This window comes from Streptomyces sp. R28 (genome assembly GCF_041052385.1).
Classification (GTDB): Bacteria; Actinomycetota; Actinomycetes; order Streptomycetales; family Streptomycetaceae; genus Streptomyces.
Genome location: NZ_CP163439.1, coordinates 4,952,675 through 4,967,747, shown reverse-complemented (window position 1 = coordinate 4,967,747; position 15,073 = coordinate 4,952,675). Strand labels below are relative to the sequence as shown.

Sequence of the window (15,073 nt, the reverse complement as noted above, 5' to 3'; positions counted from 1 at the left end):
CGCTGTGCGGGCCGCGGAGCCCCCGTCGCGTGGCGTGGCGCACTTTTGCAAGCGGGTGCTTGCAATAGTTAGCGAGGGTGAGGCAAGGTGGAGGCATGGCATCGCTCAACGTCGGCAATCTCGGTGACTATCTGCGTGAGCAGCGGCGCAACGCGCAGCTGTCACTGCGGCAACTCGCCGATGCCGCGGGGGTGTCCAATCCGTATCTGAGCCAGATCGAGCGTGGCCTGCGCAAGCCGAGCGCGGAGGTGCTGCAGCAGGTCGCCAAGGCGCTGCGGATCTCCGCCGAGACGCTGTACGTCCGGGCCGGCATCCTCGATGCCGAGCGGGACCGGGACGAGGTGGAGACACGCGCCGTCATCCTCGCCGATCCCACGCTGAACGAGCGGCAGAAGCAGGTACTGCTCCAGATCTACGAATCCTTCCGCAAGGAGAACGGGTTCGGGATATCCCCCGAGGCGGGCGAGGCCACCGAGGTGGTCGAGGCTGTCGAGGCAGTGGAAGCCGTCGCGTCGGCCGAGGCCGTCTCGAGCGACGGCCACCCCGACGGTGCGGCGGACGCTCAGGGCGATGACACCGCCGTACGCCGTAAGCCCGCCGCGCGCCGTACCCGCACGACGCGAGCGACCCGCACGCCCCGCACACCCCGTACGTCCGGCGGCAACGACGCCGACTCGGAGCACCCGAACGACCCCCAGCAGTCGGCCGGCTGACCACGCGCACCGGCAGGCCGACCGCGGGACCCAAAACCCTCACCTCGAAGCAACCCGGGAGGACCATCACCATGGCCATCACCGACGACCTGCGTAAGACCTTCAGCGACCCGACCCCGCTCTACTTCGCCGCCGGCACCGCCGACCTGGCCCTCCAGCAGGCCAAGAAGGTGCCCGGTCTGGTGGAGCAGCTGCGCGCCGAGGCGCCGGGCCGGATCGACGCCGTTCGCAACACCGACCCGAAGGCCGTCCAGGAGAAGGCCACCGCCCGCGCCAAGGAGGCCGGCGTCAAGGCCAAGGAGGCGCAGGAGACCATCCAGGCCAGGGTCAACGAGTTCATCGGCAACCTGGACGCCGACATCAAGAAGTTCGGCAGCAACCTGGACGCGGACTTCAAGAAGTTCGGCAGCAGCATCGACGCCGACCTGAAGAAGTTCGGCGAGAGCGCTCAGGACCTCGCGTTGCGCACCGTCGGCGTCGCCGCCGAGTACGCCGTGAAGGCTCGCGAGACCTACGAGAAGGTCGCCGAGCACGGCGAGCAGGCCGTGAAGACCTGGCGCGGCGAGGCCGCCGAGGAGATCGAGGAGCTCGCGGTCGCCGTCGAGCCGAAGGCCGAGCCGGTCGAGGTCAAGGAGGACAAGGCCGAGGCCAAGCCCGCCGAGACCCAGCCCGCCGCTGAGGCCGCCGCGGCGAAGAAGACCACCGCCAAGAAGACCACGACCCGCAAGACCACCGCCAAGAAGACGACTCCGCCCGCCTAGTAACACGGACGGGTGAAGAAGAGCGGTCGGACACGGGCCGGGCACTTACACGGTGCTCGGCCCGTTGTTCGGGTAGCGGGCCTGCGGTTGCGGGTACGGTGACCGCGTAGGTACGAGCCGAACCAGGTGGTGGACGTTGTGCTGATGCAGGGATTCGCGGGGTTCATGTGGCTGCTGAGCATGGCCCTGATCCTTTTCAGCGGCTTCGCGCTGATCGACGCGGCCATGCGCCGTGAGGACGCCTACCGCGCGGCGGACAAGCAGTCCAAGCCGTTCTGGCTGATCATCCTCGGGCTCGCCTTCATCGTGAACCTGATCTTCAACATCCTGTCGTTCCTGCCGATCCTCGGCCTCATCGCGACGATCGTGTACATGGTGGACGTACGCCCGGCGATCAAGGGACTTCCGGGCGGCGGCCGCAGCAGAAAGGGCTCCAGCAGCGACGGCCCTTACGGCCCGTGGAACGGCGGACGGTAGGGCCCTGAGGGGCGTGCGGGGCCGTATCGATATGCGGTGCGCCGCGTGGGCGCGACCAGCCACAACGCCCCGCGGACGGCGAACGACAGCGCCCACTGCGGCGGGCTCCCGTGACCGGCACAACTCAGGCGGCGCGCTCCCGCAATCGGCACAGCCAAGCGGTGCGCTCCCGCAATCGGCACAGCCAAGCGGTGCGCTCCCGCAATCGGCACAGCCAAGCGGTGCGCTCCCGCTCAGACCCCCCGGTCGAGCAACAGCACAGCCACGTCGTCCGTCAGCTCGCCCCCGTTGAGGTCCCGCACCTCATTGACCGAGGCCCGCAGCAGCGCCTCTCCGCGCAACCCCTCGGAGAGCTGCCGTCGCACCATCTCCACCATGCCGTCCTGGCCAAGCCGTTCCCGGCCCTCGCCGACACGCCCCTCGATCAAGCCGTCGGTGTAGAGCATCAGGCTCCACTCCGCCCCCAGCTTGACCTCCATCCGCGGCCACCGAGCCCCAGGCAGCAGGCCGAGCGCGGGCCCGTTGTTGTCGTACGGCAACAACTGCGCGGGCCGTCCGGGCCGGGCCAGCAGCGGTGACGGGTGCCCCGCCAGGCACAACCCGGCCCGACGGCCGTCCGGCGCGATGTCCACCGTGCACAGGGTCGCGAAGATCTCGTCGTCGGCCCGTTCGTGCTCGAGGACCTGCTGGAGCGTGCCCAGCAGAGCGTCCCCGCACAGTCCCGCCAGCGTCAGCGCGCGCCAGGCGATGCGCAGCTCCACGCCGAGCGCCGCCTCGTCGGGCCCGTGCCCGCAGACGTCGCCGATCATGGCGTGCACGGTGCCGTCCGCGGTGCGGACGACGTCGTAGAAGTCACCGCCCAGCAGCGCACGCGAACGGCCGGGCCGATATCGCGCGGCGAACCGCAGCGAGGAGCCCTCCAGCAGCGGCGTGGGCAGTAGACCGCGCTCCAGACGCCGGTTCTCCTGCGCCCGCATCCGGCCCTCGGCAAGGCGCCGCTCGGCCGTGTCGGACCGTTTCCGCTCAACGGCGTACCGGATCGCCCGGCTCAGCAGCCGCCCGTCCAGCTCGTCCCGGAAGAGGTAGTCCTGGGCGCCGACGCGCACGGCCTTCGCGCCGCGCTCGGCGTCGCCGGAGGCGGTGAGCGCGAGGACGGCATGCCGGGGCGCGAGCTCCAGGACGTGCTTGAGCACGGCCAGCTCGTCGTCGTCGGCGACCCGGCCGGGCGCCGCGAGCGCGAGGTCCAGCAGGATGCAGTGGACGTCGTCGGTCAGCAGCCGCTCGGCCTCGGTGAGGTTGCGCGCGGTGCGCACCCGGATGGGCTTGCCGTCCGAGTCGAGCAGCTCGGGCACGATCGCCGAGCCGCCGGGATCGTCCTCGATCAGCAGCAGCGTCAGGTTGGTGTGGGTGGTGTTCTCGACCGTCTCTTCCTTACGCGGGGCCTCTTCCCGGAGGGTGCCGCCGCCTGGGGACGCGGCCTGCGCCTGACCACTCTCCACGGCCGGGATCGCTCTCTGCCGCGGTATGGGTACGGGCATCGTCTGAGTTCCTTCCCTCCCCCCGAGGGCATGGTGCGAACGAGGGGCCTCGATCCACCGACGGGGACCATAGCGGTAGTCGGCGGCGCAACGGAATGGCGTGAGCCACGCCGAGTGGGCGTCGGCCACTGTCATATGCCGCGTTCCCTACCGCAGTTGGACAGGGCGGAAGAGAGTCAGGGATGACGAACGTCACGTTCAGCCGGCGTTTGGGGGGTGAATCGACGTGGGGTGGGTCACGTGGCCGGGGTCACGGCGGGTGTCACAAGGTGCCCCGAATCCTCAGCTATCGGGGAATCCTGACGCGCCGGAGAACCTTCACGCGCCGGAGAACCCTCACGCATCGGGTCGAACCACCCCGAGGATCGGCATCGAGCCGGCCCCCGCGACCGTCACCGTCCGCCCCGGACGCGGGGCGTGGATGATGGCGCCGTCGCCGATGTACATGGCCACATGGCTGGCGTCGGCGTTGTAGATGATGAGGTCGCCGGGGCGCATGTCCTCGACGTCGATGCGCTCCAGCTGCTTCCACTGCTCCTGCGAGGTCCGCGGAATCCCCTGCCCGGCGCTGGCCCAGGCCTGTGACGTAAGCCCGGAACAGTCGTACGTCTTCGGCCCCTCGGCGCCCCATTCGTACGGTTTGCCCAGCTGCTCCGTGGCGTACTCGACGGCCTTGCGTCCCTGTTCGGACGCCTCGCCCTTGATGTCCTCCAGGATGCCGGAGTCCAGCCACTCGGTCTGCGCCTTGTACGCCGCCTCCTTCTCCAGCTCGGCCAGCCGCTCCTTCTCTTTCTCCTCCAGCCGGGATTCGAGCTGTTCCGCCGCCTTGATCTGCTTCTCGATCTTCTTCTGGGCGGCGGCCTTGGCCTTGCGGCCCGCCTCCAGCTTCTTCCACTGGGCGGAGGCGTCCTTGGCGTACAGCTCCAAGTCCTGCTGGATGCGGGTCATCTCCGCGAGCAGCCCCTTGGTCGCGCGCTGGCCCTGCAGCACCCGGCCCGTGCCGTCGAGGAACGCCTGCGGGTCGTCGCTGAGCATCAGCTTGGCCTCGTCGGGCAGCCCGCCCGAGCGGTACTGCGCGGCAGCCGCGGCCCCGGCCTGCTTCTTCAACTCGGCCAGCCGCTCCTGCCCTTTGACGATCCTCTTCGCCAGCGCGACGATCTCGGCGGACTGCTTCTCGGCCGCCTCCTCGGCGGCGTTGTACTCGTCGGTGGCGACGGCCGCGGCGTGGTAGAGCTTCTCGAGCCGCTTGCGTACGGCCTCAAGGTCCTTGTTCGACACGGCGGCCGAGGGGGTCGAGGCGCTCGGTGACGGGGTGGGCGAGGGGGAGGGCGCCGCGAACGCCGTGCCTGGCGCCGCGAGTACGGTGACCGCACAGACGACGGTCACAGCTGCAGTGATCAGGCCGCGCTTGCCCGAACCCATACCTGGTGCCCCCAAACTGATGTCTCGTCAGTAACTTACGAGCGTCCGGGGGATCGGGCCATGTCGGCGCGCAAAGTGACAGAGGTCTGCTTCCCCCCGTTCCTCCCCGTCATGACGGTCTCCCCGCCTTTGTGACGAACGACTCGCGGAGATCGTTCCCCGCGGCCCCGGGAGTCAGACGCGCGGCGCCAACGCCTCCCACCGCACGGTCACTTCACCCTGCCGCCACCGCACCGGCCCGTCCGCCACCGGCCAGTCGACGGCGAGATCCCGCACCGCCCTCATCCACCGCTGTCGTGCGCCGTACGACGCATAGGGCGCGGCAGCGGCCCAGGCGCGGTCGAAGTCGCGCAAGAAGGCGTGAACGGGCTCGCCGGGAACATTGCGATGGATGAGCGCCTTCGGAAGACGCTCGGCGAGGTCCGAGGGCCGCTCCAGCGAGCCCAGCCGCGTCGCGAAGGTCACCGTGCGCGGCCCCTCCGGTCCGAGCGCGACCCACACGTGCCGCCGCCCGATCTCGTCGCAGGTCCCCTCGACGAGCAGCCCCCCACGGGACCCGGCCCCCGGATCGGCCGGCGCGAGCCGCGCACACAGCCGTTCCCAGACCCCGGCGACCTCACCCTCCTCGTACTGCCGCAGCACATTCGCCGCCCGCACGAGCACCGGCCGCTGCGAGACGGGAATCTCGAACCCCCCGTGCCGAAACACGAGCCCCTCCCGCTCGTACGGCTTCGCGGCCACGACCCGCGCCGGTTCGATCTCCACACCGACCACCCGCACCCGTGGCGCCACGGACCGCAGCCGACCGAGCAGCTCGACCGCAGTCCAGGGGGCGGCGCCGTACCCGAGATCCACGGCGACCGGATCGACGGCACGACGCAACTCGGCCCCATGCGTGCCGGCGATCCAGCGGTCCATGCGGCGCAGCCGATTGGGATTGGTGGTCCCGCGCGTGACGGTGCCCACGGGGCGGGCGGAGGCGCGGGATGTCATGCATACGAGGGTATGCGGTCGCTCCGGCCGTAGCCCCGTAGCCCCGTAGCCCCGTAGCCCCGTAGCCCCGTGGCCCCGCAGCCGCCTACGGATACCCCCGGCACGACCCCGACCCACAACGCACCCGCAGGCGCTACGCGCTCCCCCACTCACCCGCGCAGGCCGCCGCAGGCCCCCCGGCCCCCCGCCCCACCGCCGGAGGCGCAACGCACGCCATCCCCGAACAGTTGAGCGACCCCCGGTAATACCTCGGCAAAAACCGCCCCACCAGGAATGGGAACCCGTCCCTGCGGCGTTGCACCGCCGTGGAGGGCGCGAGCACCCTCCGTCCGGCATGCCCGCAGCGAGGAGGAACGCCACGTGAGCCAGTACGTCGGCAGGCTCGGGCGTCGCTCCCAGGCCGCCCCCCACCGGCTGCGCCTGCACCGCCGCCCCCGCCGCATCGCCATGCTCTCCGTCCACACCTCACCGCTCCACCAGCCCGGCACAGGCGACGCCGGCGGCATGAACGTCTACATCGTGGAGCTCGCGCAGCGCCTCGCCGCGATCAACATCGAGGTCGAGATCTTCACGCGCACGACCGCCACGGACCTCCCGCCCGTCGTGGAGCTCTCCCCCGGCGTCCTCGTCCGCCACATCGACGCGGGCCCCTACGAGGGCCTCAACAAGGAGGACCTCCCCGCCCAGCTGTGCGCCTTCACCCACGGCGTGATGCAGGCCTGGGCCGGCCACCGCCCCGGCTACTACGACCTGGTCCACTCCCACTACTGGCTCTCCGGCCACGTCGGCTGGCTGGCAGCCCAGCGCTGGGGTGCCCCCCTGGTGCACGCCATGCACACCATGGCCAAGGTCAAGAACGCCAACCTCGCCGACGGCGACACCCCCGAACCCGCCGCCCGGGTCATCGGCGAGACCCAGATCGTCACGGCCGCCGACCGCCTCATCGCCAACACGGCCGAGGAAGCCGACGAACTCGTACGGCACTACGCCGCCGCCCCCGACAAGGTCGCCGTGGTCCACCCCGGCGTCAACCTCGACCGCTTCTCGCCCGCCGACGGCCGAGCCGCCGCCCGAGCCCGCCTCGGCCTCCCGCAGGACGCCCTGATCCCGCTGTTCGCGGGCCGCATCCAGCCCCTGAAGGCCCCGGACATCCTCCTGCGCGCGGTGGCCGTCCTCCTGGACGAGCACCCCGAGCTGCGCTCCCGCATCCTCGTTCCGGTCGTGGGCGGCCCCAGCGGCAGCGGCCTCGCCAAGCCGGAGGGCCTGCAGAAGCTGGCCGCCCGCCTCGGCATCGCGGATGTCGTACGGTTCCGTCCGCCCGTCGGCCAGGAGCAGCTCGCGGACTGGTTCCGGGCGGCGTCGCTGCTGGTCATGCCGTCGTACAGCGAGTCCTTCGGCCTGGTGGCCATCGAGGCGCAGGCGGCCGGCACACCCGTGCTGGCGGCAGCGGTGGGCGGGCTGCCGGTGGCGGTCCGGGACGGCCGTACCGGCTTCCTGGTCCAGGGCCACAACCCGGCCGACTACGCGCGCGTGCTGCACGCCTTCGCCGACGACCCGCACCTGTCCCCCCGGATGGGCGAGGCCGCGGCGCGGCACGCCCTGTCCTTCGGCTGGGACACCGCGGCCGCCGCCACGGCGGACGTCTACGTGGCCGCGACCCACGCCCACCGGCGTCGCGTACGCTCCCACCATGGCTGACGTACAGAAGGCGGCGCAGGTCGTCGAGGGGGCCCTGAAGGACGCCGAACTGGAGTGGGAGAGCCCCGCCCCCGGCACCTACGTCGTCAAACTCCCCGGCACCCGCAAGCTGTCGACGACGGTCTCCCTGCTCGTCGCCCGCCACTCCCTCTCGCTGAACGCCTTCGTCATCCGTCACCCCGACGAGAACGAGCCCGGCGTCCACCGCTGGCTCCTGGAGCGCAACCTCAAGCTGTACGGCGTGAGTTACGCCGTCGACCGGCTCGGCGACATCTACGTCACCGCCAAGCTCCCGCTGTCGGCCGTCACCCCCGACGAGATCGACCGCCTCCTCGGCCAGGTCCTGGAGGCGGCGGACGGCGCGTTCAACACCCTCCTCGAGCTGGGGTTCGCCTCCGCGATCCGCAAGGAGTACGAGTGGCGCGTGGCGCGCGGCGAGTCGACGCGCAACCTGGACGCGTTCGCCCATCTGACCCAGCGGCCCGCGGATTGAATCCAGGTCGATACACCTAGTCGCCGGTCGTGCCGTCGAGCATCTCGCGCAGGATGTCCAGGTGGCCGTTGTGGCGGGCCGTCTCCTCGGTGAGGTGGAGCAGGATCCAGCGCAGGTCGACGTGGAGGCCGTTGCGGACGGCTCGCTGGGCCTGCTTGTCCAGGCCGTTCCCGGCGACCAGTTCGCGGTAGCGGGTGCTCTGTTCGGCGTATTCGTCGAGCAACTGCGTGAGCGGGAAGTCGACGGCGATACGCATCTCGCGGTCGGGGTCCTCCTCGGTCCAGGGGCCCCGGTCTTCCTCGCCGAGGAAGACGACCTGGAACCAGTAGTACTCGACCCAGCGGAGGTGGTTGATCACTCCGCTCATGGTCATCAGCGGTGAGCCCGGCAGGAGCGCCTTGCGTGCGTTCTCCGCAGAGACGCCAGCGCACTTGGCGCGGGCGGTGTCACGTGCGTAGTCGAGAAACGTGGTGAGCTGAGTGCGCTCGTCCCACGTAGGCGGCGTGTCATCGATTCTGGTCATCGCGCGAAGCGTCCCCGATCACCGCGCCCGATGTCGAGGTATTTATCGAGGCCCTCATAGTCACGCCCCCCGCGCCCCCTCTTCCCGGCGCAGGGGTCTCGACGCTCAGCGTGCGCTGCTGCGATAGCGCCCCGGCGGCACCCCCACCAGCTTCCGGAAGTGCCGGGTGAGATGGGACTGGTCGTAGAAGCCGGTCGCGGTGGCCACGTCGGCCGGCGACCGGCCCTCCAGGAGCAGTCGCCGGGCGCGGTCGACACGGCGGGACATCAGGTACTGGTGCGGGGCGATGCCGTACGCCGTGCTGAACGACCGTACGAGATGGGCGGGATGGGCCTGGACGAGCGCGGCGGCCTCGTCGAGGGCGATGCCGTGGACGACGCGTTCGTCGAGGAGTTCGCGGAGCCGGCGGGCGAGCGCGGGGTCGCGGCGCGGGATGTCGGTCAGTGCCCTGGGGCGCAGGTGCGCGCGCAACCGGTCGCCGATGAGGGTGAGCCTGCTGTCCGCTTCCAGTTCGTCGCCGGCGTGCGCGAGGGCGGCGTGCAGCTGACCGACGCGCAGCCGCAGTACCGGGTCCCGCAGGTCGGGGGAGTCCACCGCCGGGCCGATCAGGTCCTCGCCCAGTCGGGTGCTGTCCAGGTACAGGACGCGCTTGCGGAAGCCGTGCGGGGTGGCGGGGGAGCCGTTGTGGGGGACGTGCGGCGGGAGGAGGGACACCGTGTCGTGCGGGGTGCCGTGCTCGTGCCGGTCGAGGTCGTACCGTACGGCGCCGTCGTCGACGATGAGCAGCGTCCAGGCCTCGTGGACGTGCATCGGGTACGCGTACTCGGTGAAGTGCGCGTGGAAGACCTCGGTGACGCCCGGGACGGAGGGGCGCCACGCGGTCACTTCCTGCCGAGCCGCTGCGTGGGGCGCCATGCAAAGAACGTACAAGACGGCGTCGTGCGGCGGTCGGCAGTCTCGTCGTATGAGCGATACGACCCATACGACTGATGAGGCCCCCGTCCGTTTCGACACGAAGATCGCCGTGCTGCTGCGCGAGGACCTGGAGCCCTGGCAGCGCCTGAACGTCACGGCCTTCCTGGTCAGCGGCCTGGGCACGCAGGTTCCCGAGGTGATCGGGGAGCCGTACGAGGACGCCGACGGGGTGGCCTACCTGCCGATGTTCCGGCAGCCGGTGCTGGTCTTCGAGGGGACGAAGGAGACGCTGACAGCTGCCCACGCGCGCGTGCTGTCCCGCGCCCTGCCGCGCGCGGTCTTCACCTCCGACCTGTTCTCGACGGGCAACGACCGGGACAACCGGGCGGCGGTGCGGGCTGTGGGGACGGGGGAGCTGGATCTGGTGGGGGTGGCGGTGTATGGGCCGAGGAACGCGGTGGACAAGGTGGTGAAGGGGGCGCGGATGCATCCGTGAGGTCAGCGGGGGCGCTTCTTCGAGGGCTGTTGCCGCTTGAGGGAGGCGCGGAGGCGTTGGGCGTCGTGGGTTTTGCCCTGGCGGGCCAGGGCGTTGGCGAGACGCATGGTGACGGCGGTGTAGAGGCCGTGGTCGGTGCCGAGGGTTTCCCGGACGCGGGTTCTCGCGGTTTGCAGGAGCCGCTCCGCTTCGGCGTACCGGCCGGTGTCGATGAGTGTCTTGCTGAGGCTGTCGACGCTGAAGAGCGTGCTCCGGTGCCTGTCGCCCAGCAACTGCCGACGCAGCGTCAGAACCTCCCTCTTGATGTTGAGGGCCTCAACGTCTCTGCCGAGACGAGCCAAGGTCTGGCCCAAGTAGGCCTGCGTTTCGAGGGCAGAGGGGTGGTGCTCGTTCAATGTGCGCCGGTACCGGGCCAGGGCGTCCGTCAGTACGCGGTGGGCTTCGTCGAGCCGATCGAGCTCGATCAGAGCGGCCCCGGTACTGGCGACGGAGAAAAGGGCCTCGACGTCCTCTTCGCCCAGTCTCGCCTGACGACGTGCCGCGGTGTCCTGGAGGATGGCGTGCGCCTCGGCGTATCTACGCAGATGAAGTAGGGCGATACCCACGTCGTGGGTGGTGCTCAGTGTGTCGGGATGGTCGTTCCCGAGCACTCTGAGACGCCTCTCCAGGAGATCTTCGACGAGTGACAGGAACTCCTCGTACGCCTCCATGTCGTGCAGGGCCAGGGCCACCATGTGTGCCGCACGCAGCGTGTCGGGATCGTCCTCGCCCAGAGACCTCCTCCACTTCTCGTGCATGATCTCGGCAAGGCCGAGGGCCGCCTCGGGCTGCGCGTTGCGGACGAGATACCGGGCAGCATCCAGGTACGTCGACCGCAGCTCGACCTTGCTGATCATCGCGTCCAGCGTCGCCGTCAGATGCTGGGTGAGCGACGCCCATTCGGGCCACGCCTCGGGCAACTCGGGGTCCCCGGGATCTACGGCGGCCAGCAACGCGGCCACGTCCTGCACCGGGCCCCCGGCCCGTTCGGCGCTGACATGGCGCATCACGGCCTGAGTGAGCCGGTGCACCTGGAACGTGTCGGGCCCGACGACCGCCAGCCCGTACTGGGCGAGCGGCTTCAGCGCGTTTCGCGGCCAGCTGACGCCGTGCGCGGCGCCGGGAACGCTGGTCAGCGCCTCGCGTGCCTCGACGAGCCACTTCGTCGGAATGGGCTCGGGCCCGAGGAACGCCGCCAGGCGAAGCAGGGCCGCCGCCTCGGGATGTCCCGCGTCCAGACGGTCGGCGGCGATCGTGACCGTGGCCGCGACCGAGACCGGATAGTCGTGGACCTCCCCGTCGTTGAGGAGCTCGGCGGTGTTGGTCCTGAGCAGCTGGAGGTAGTGGTCGGGCGGTGTCCCCTCGCTGAGCGCGCCCGCGGCGTGCGCCAGCGCGAGCGGCAGGTCGCCCAGCGCGTCGGCCAGGGCGTCGGCTGTCGGCTCGTTCAGGGTGGGGAGTTGCCGGTTGAGGTAGGCGAGTGACTCCTTGCGGCTGAACACTCCCAGGGCGAGATCCGGCCCGATGTTCTTCCAGGCCGGGTTGCGCGCCGTGATGAGCACATGTCCGGAGCCCTCCGGCAGCCAGGTGCGCAGCTGCCGCGGGTCTTCGGCGTTGTCCAGGACGATGAGCCACCGCTCGTGGGTGCGCAGGTACTCCAGGGCGTACCGGGCGTTGATCTCGGCACCGGCGTCCGGCTTGGCCACCTCGACTCGGGCCGCGAGTTCCGCGTACCGGGCAGGTACCTGTTCGGCCTGTTCGGCGTCGACCCACCACACCAGGTCGTACTGTCCGGCGAAGCGGTGCGCGTACTCCAGCGCCAGCTGGGTCTTCCCGACCCCGCCCGGACCGTGCAGGACCCGTACGGCGGTCCGACGCTCGCCGAGCAGTCCGCCGCGCACCTTCTCGATGATCTCGTCACGGCCGGTGAAGTGCGGGTTGCGCCCCCGCTGTCGTACGTCCCATACGTCGGGGTCGTGGGTGGTGGACGGGAAGCGGGGCTGGAGGCCCTGAGGTGCCGATGAGCCGGCGTGCTTGGACGTCCGGGACCTCTTGCCCGCCTTGCCGGGGAAGGCCGGCGAAGTCGTCGGGATCTCCCGTCCGCGCAGCGCTTCCAGCAGCGCATTGAGCGCCGCCGCCTCGTCCAGGTCGTGCAACTCCTGGCGGATCAGCGGTCGCAGGGTCGCGGGCAACTGGCCGGGTTGCAGGGGCTCGACGACCAGGGGGACGAAGCGGTCGCGGCCGGCCACGGCGGCGGTCCACTCCTCCTCGGTGTACCGGCCCGGAGCGAAGTACTGCGGGGAGAACAGGGCGATGACCGCGGACGCACGCTCCAGCGCTTCGTTCATCTTCTTGACGAAGTTCTCGCCGGTGTGCCAGTGCCAGAGGTCGAGTTCGACCTCGTACCCGGCCTCCCCGAGGTGCCAGGCCACCCATTCCGCCCACTGGCCGTCGAGCCCGGCATGACTGATGAAGATCAACCCGGAACTGTCGGTCATGTCCGTCTCCCACCCCAGCGGCCCCCACGGCCCCCGTACCGCGCCTCCTTGTATACCCCGTGGGACGCGGGCTCGGCAGGGAGTCAGGGTGAGGCTGCGGGGAGCGGGGGCTCGCAGGGGGCGGTGTGTCAGGCCGTACGGACGTCGGGCTCCGCATCGACGGGCGTGGCGTCGGCGGTCGACGGCGCCGGCGGGGCCTCGGCAGGGAGGCCGCGCATCAGAACGCCGTACCCGATCCCCGCCACCGTACCGACGACCGCGCACAACCCCCACAGCCACTCCGCGCCGAACTGGTCGATGACGAAGCCGGACACCAGGGGAGCGACCAGGGCGGCCACGGACCACGACATGGTGTACATGCCCTGGTAGCGCCCGCGCCCGTGCACGGGGGAGAGGCGTACGACGATGCTGGTCTGCGTCGGCGCGTTGACGATCTCGGCGAGGGTCCACACGCACACGGTGAGCGCGAAGACGCCGACCGACCCGGCGAAGGCGGTGAGCCCGAAGCCGTACCCGGCGAGGACGGACGAGACGACGAGCAGCCGCCTGGGATCGCGGTGCTCGATGAACCGGGTGACCGGGAGCTGCAGCGCGACGATCAGGATGCCGTTGACGGCGACCACGAGACCGTAGTCCGCGGGCGTGAAGCCGGCCTCGCCCATGGCAACGGGCAGGCCGACCGACCCCTGCTGGAAGATCACGGCGACGAGGAACGACAGCCCGACGACGCTCATGAAGCGCCGGTCGCGCAGCACGGTGCCGAGTCCGACCTCGGACTCGGCGGCCTTGGCCGTGGCGACCGGCTTGGACTCCGGCAGCTTGACGAACACGACGACCGCGCAGACGGCCGTCATCCCCGCCTCGATCAGGAACCCGGCGAGGTAGCTGACCTCGGCGATGAAACCGGCGGCCATGGAGGAGACGGCGAAGCCGAGGTTGATGGCCCAGTAGTTGAGGGAGAAGGCGCGGACCCGGTCCTCGGGCCGGACGATGTCGGCCATCATCGCCTGAACGGCGGGCCGGGAGGCGTTGGAGGCCATGCCGACCAGGAACGCGACCGCGGCGATGGAGACCGGGTCGTGCATGAAGCCGAGCAGCGCGACGGAGAGGGCGGTGGACGCCTGCGCGACGAGGAGGGTGGGCCGCCGCCCGAGCCGGTCGGTCATGACGCCGGCCCCGAGGGAGGAGATGACACCGCCGAGCCCGTGGAGCGAGGCGACGAGACCGGCGTAGGAGGCGGAGTAGCCGCGGTCGAGGGTCAGGTACAGGGCCATGAAGGTCGCGACGAAGGCCCCGAGCCGGTTGACGAGCGTGCTGGTCCACAGCCACCAGAACTCGCGGGGGAGCCCTGAGACGCTCTCACGGGTGGCGCGTCTCAGGCTGGCGAGTGACATCGGGATCCCCCACGGATGTAAGCGGCTAACGCGGTAGGCACAACTTACGGAGATCCACTCCACGCCGGCCACTCAATTAACAGATGCAGTCAACTGTCCGGCCTTCGGGCAGCCGCGCGAGGGGGCGAAAGCGTGGATTACGCTCTGGGGCATGGCCGACGCACCGTACAAGCTGATCCTCCTCCGCCACGGCGAGAGCGAATGGAACGCGAAGAACCTGTTCACCGGCTGGGTGGACGTCAACCTCAACGAGAAGGGCGAGAAGGAGGCAGTCCGCGGCGGCGAGCTCCTGAAGGACGCCGACCTCCTCCCCGACGTGGTCCACACGTCCCTCCAGAAGCGCGCCATCCGCACGGCGCAGCTGGCGCTGGAGTCGGCGGACCGCCACTGGATCCCCGTCCACCGCTCGTGGCGCCTGAACGAGCGCCACTACGGCGCCCTCCAGGGCAAGGACAAGGCGCAGACCCTGGCCGAGTTCGGCGAGGAGCAGTTCATGCTGTGGCGCCGCTCGTACGACACCCCGCCGCCGGCGCTCGAGGACGGCACGGAGTTCTCCCAGTCCGGCGACCCGCGCTACTCCTCCATCCCCCCGGAGCTGCGCCCCCGCACGGAGTGCCTGAAGGACGTCGTCGTCCGCATGCTCCCTTACTGGTACGACGGCATCGTCCCGGACCTCCTGTCCGGCCGCACGGTCCTCGTCGCCGCCCACGGCAACAGCCTCCGCGCCCTCGTCAAGCACCTCGACGGCATCTCCGACGCCGACATCGCGGGCCTGAACATCCCGACGGGCATCCCCCTGTACTACGAGCTCGACGCCGACTTCAAGCCGGTGACGCCGGGCGGGAAGTACCTGGACCCGGAGGCCGCTGCGGCGGCCATCGAGGCGGTCAAGAACCAGGGCAAGAAGAAGTAAGCAGAGCTGAAGAAGCCCCCTGCCTGCGCTTTTTCTGCGGGTAGGGGGCTTCTCGCTGTCATGGAGTCGCCACTGGGGTGTTGATCTCGCCCGTGCGCATGTCAGCCGGTTCAGTGCCGCTGACGCAGAAAGCCGCAGGTCACCCCTTTTCGAGCCCGGCAAGGGCTCCCGCGACTCTTCGTGATCATGTCACCAGCCTGTGA

The 15,073-nt window shown here is 70.4% G+C and carries 14 protein-coding genes; 7 read left to right on the top strand and 7 right to left on the bottom strand.

The annotated features are described in order from the left end of the window. Window positions 1-95 precede the first annotated feature (95 nt). The 3 genes from AB5J49_RS21960 to AB5J49_RS21950 all read left to right on the top strand — a co-directional run bounded on the left by AB5J49_RS21960 (window position 96) and on the right by AB5J49_RS21950 (window position 1,951). Window positions 96-713: a helix-turn-helix domain-containing protein gene (locus AB5J49_RS21960; protein ID WP_369170331.1), complete on the top strand. Its 618-nt coding sequence runs from the start codon at window positions 96-98 to the stop codon at window positions 711-713. Between the two features lie 71 nt (window positions 714-784). Next, a complete protein-coding gene (locus AB5J49_RS21955; protein WP_369170330.1) occupies window positions 785-1,474 on the top strand; it encodes a hypothetical protein in 690 nt (229 codons plus the stop codon). A gap of 144 nt (window positions 1,475-1,618) precedes the next feature. Then, window positions 1,619-1,951 (top strand): DUF2516 family protein, encoded by a 333-nt coding sequence (locus AB5J49_RS21950; RefSeq protein ID WP_369170329.1) that lies wholly within the window; start codon window positions 1,619-1,621, stop codon window positions 1,949-1,951. A 233-nt stretch (window positions 1,952-2,184) separates the two neighbouring features. On the opposite strand, the gene AB5J49_RS21945 is transcribed toward AB5J49_RS21950, so the two are convergent. From AB5J49_RS21945 to AB5J49_RS21935, 3 genes are all read right to left on the bottom strand, one after another. Next, complete coding sequence (locus AB5J49_RS21945; protein WP_369170328.1) at window positions 2,185-3,489, bottom strand: PP2C family protein-serine/threonine phosphatase; 1,305 nt, start codon at window positions 3,487-3,489, stop codon at window positions 2,185-2,187. A gap of 336 nt (window positions 3,490-3,825) precedes the next feature. Continuing rightward, entirely contained in the window at window positions 3,826-4,911 is a 1,086-nt protein-coding gene (locus AB5J49_RS21940) for a C40 family peptidase (RefSeq protein ID WP_369170327.1), read from the bottom strand. A 174-nt stretch (window positions 4,912-5,085) separates the two neighbouring features. After that, the gene (locus AB5J49_RS21935; protein WP_369170326.1) at window positions 5,086-5,904 is read right to left on the bottom strand and encodes a class I SAM-dependent methyltransferase; all 819 of its coding nucleotides are present in this window, start codon (window positions 5,902-5,904) and stop codon (window positions 5,086-5,088) included. A gap of 360 nt (window positions 5,905-6,264) precedes the next feature. On the opposite strand from AB5J49_RS21935, the gene mshA reads away from it, so the two are divergent. Continuing rightward, on the top strand, window positions 6,265-7,602 hold the full coding sequence (mshA, locus tag AB5J49_RS21930; protein ID WP_369170325.1) for a D-inositol-3-phosphate glycosyltransferase: 1,338 nt from the start codon (window positions 6,265-6,267) through the stop codon (window positions 7,600-7,602). Beyond that, window positions 7,595-8,095 carry a YbjN domain-containing protein gene (locus AB5J49_RS21925; RefSeq protein WP_369170324.1) on the top strand — a complete coding sequence of 167 codons (501 nt, stop codon included), beginning with the start codon at window positions 7,595-7,597 and terminating at the stop codon, window positions 8,093-8,095. Before mshA ends, AB5J49_RS21925 begins: the two co-directional genes overlap by 8 nt. A 16-nt stretch (window positions 8,096-8,111) precedes the next feature. Here AB5J49_RS21925 and AB5J49_RS21920 read toward each other — a convergent pair whose 3' ends face one another. Both AB5J49_RS21920 and AB5J49_RS21915 read right to left on the bottom strand, forming a co-directional pair. Beyond that, window positions 8,112-8,618, bottom strand: a complete 507-nt coding sequence (locus AB5J49_RS21920) for a DinB family protein (protein WP_369170323.1) — start codon at window positions 8,616-8,618, stop codon at window positions 8,112-8,114. 105 nt (window positions 8,619-8,723) lie between these two features. After that, a complete protein-coding gene (locus AB5J49_RS21915; protein ID WP_369170322.1) occupies window positions 8,724-9,533 on the bottom strand; it encodes an AraC family transcriptional regulator in 810 nt (269 codons plus the stop codon). Window positions 9,534-9,582: 49 nt separating this feature from the next. Between AB5J49_RS21915 and AB5J49_RS21910 the strand changes: the two genes are divergently transcribed. Next, window positions 9,583-10,029 (top strand): DUF2000 family protein, encoded by a 447-nt coding sequence (locus AB5J49_RS21910; RefSeq protein ID WP_369170321.1) that lies wholly within the window; start codon window positions 9,583-9,585, stop codon window positions 10,027-10,029. Window positions 10,030-10,031: 2 nt separating this feature from the next. Here the strand turns inward: AB5J49_RS21910 and fxsT are convergent, their stop codons facing one another. Both fxsT and AB5J49_RS21900 read right to left on the bottom strand, forming a co-directional pair. Next, the gene (gene fxsT, locus AB5J49_RS21905) at window positions 10,032-12,563 is read right to left on the bottom strand and encodes an FxSxx-COOH system tetratricopeptide repeat protein (protein WP_369170320.1); all 2,532 of its coding nucleotides are present in this window, start codon (window positions 12,561-12,563) and stop codon (window positions 10,032-10,034) included. Between the two features lie 128 nt (window positions 12,564-12,691). Further along, window positions 12,692-13,957 (bottom strand): MDR family MFS transporter, encoded by a 1,266-nt coding sequence (locus tag AB5J49_RS21900; RefSeq protein WP_369170319.1) that lies wholly within the window; start codon window positions 13,955-13,957, stop codon window positions 12,692-12,694. Between the two features lie 151 nt (window positions 13,958-14,108). On the opposite strand from AB5J49_RS21900, the gene AB5J49_RS21895 reads away from it, so the two are divergent. Continuing rightward, window positions 14,109-14,870, top strand: coding sequence for a phosphoglyceromutase (locus AB5J49_RS21895; RefSeq protein ID WP_369170318.1), 762 nt, complete (start codon window positions 14,109-14,111; stop codon window positions 14,868-14,870). The last annotated feature ends 203 nt before the right edge of the window (window positions 14,871-15,073 follow it).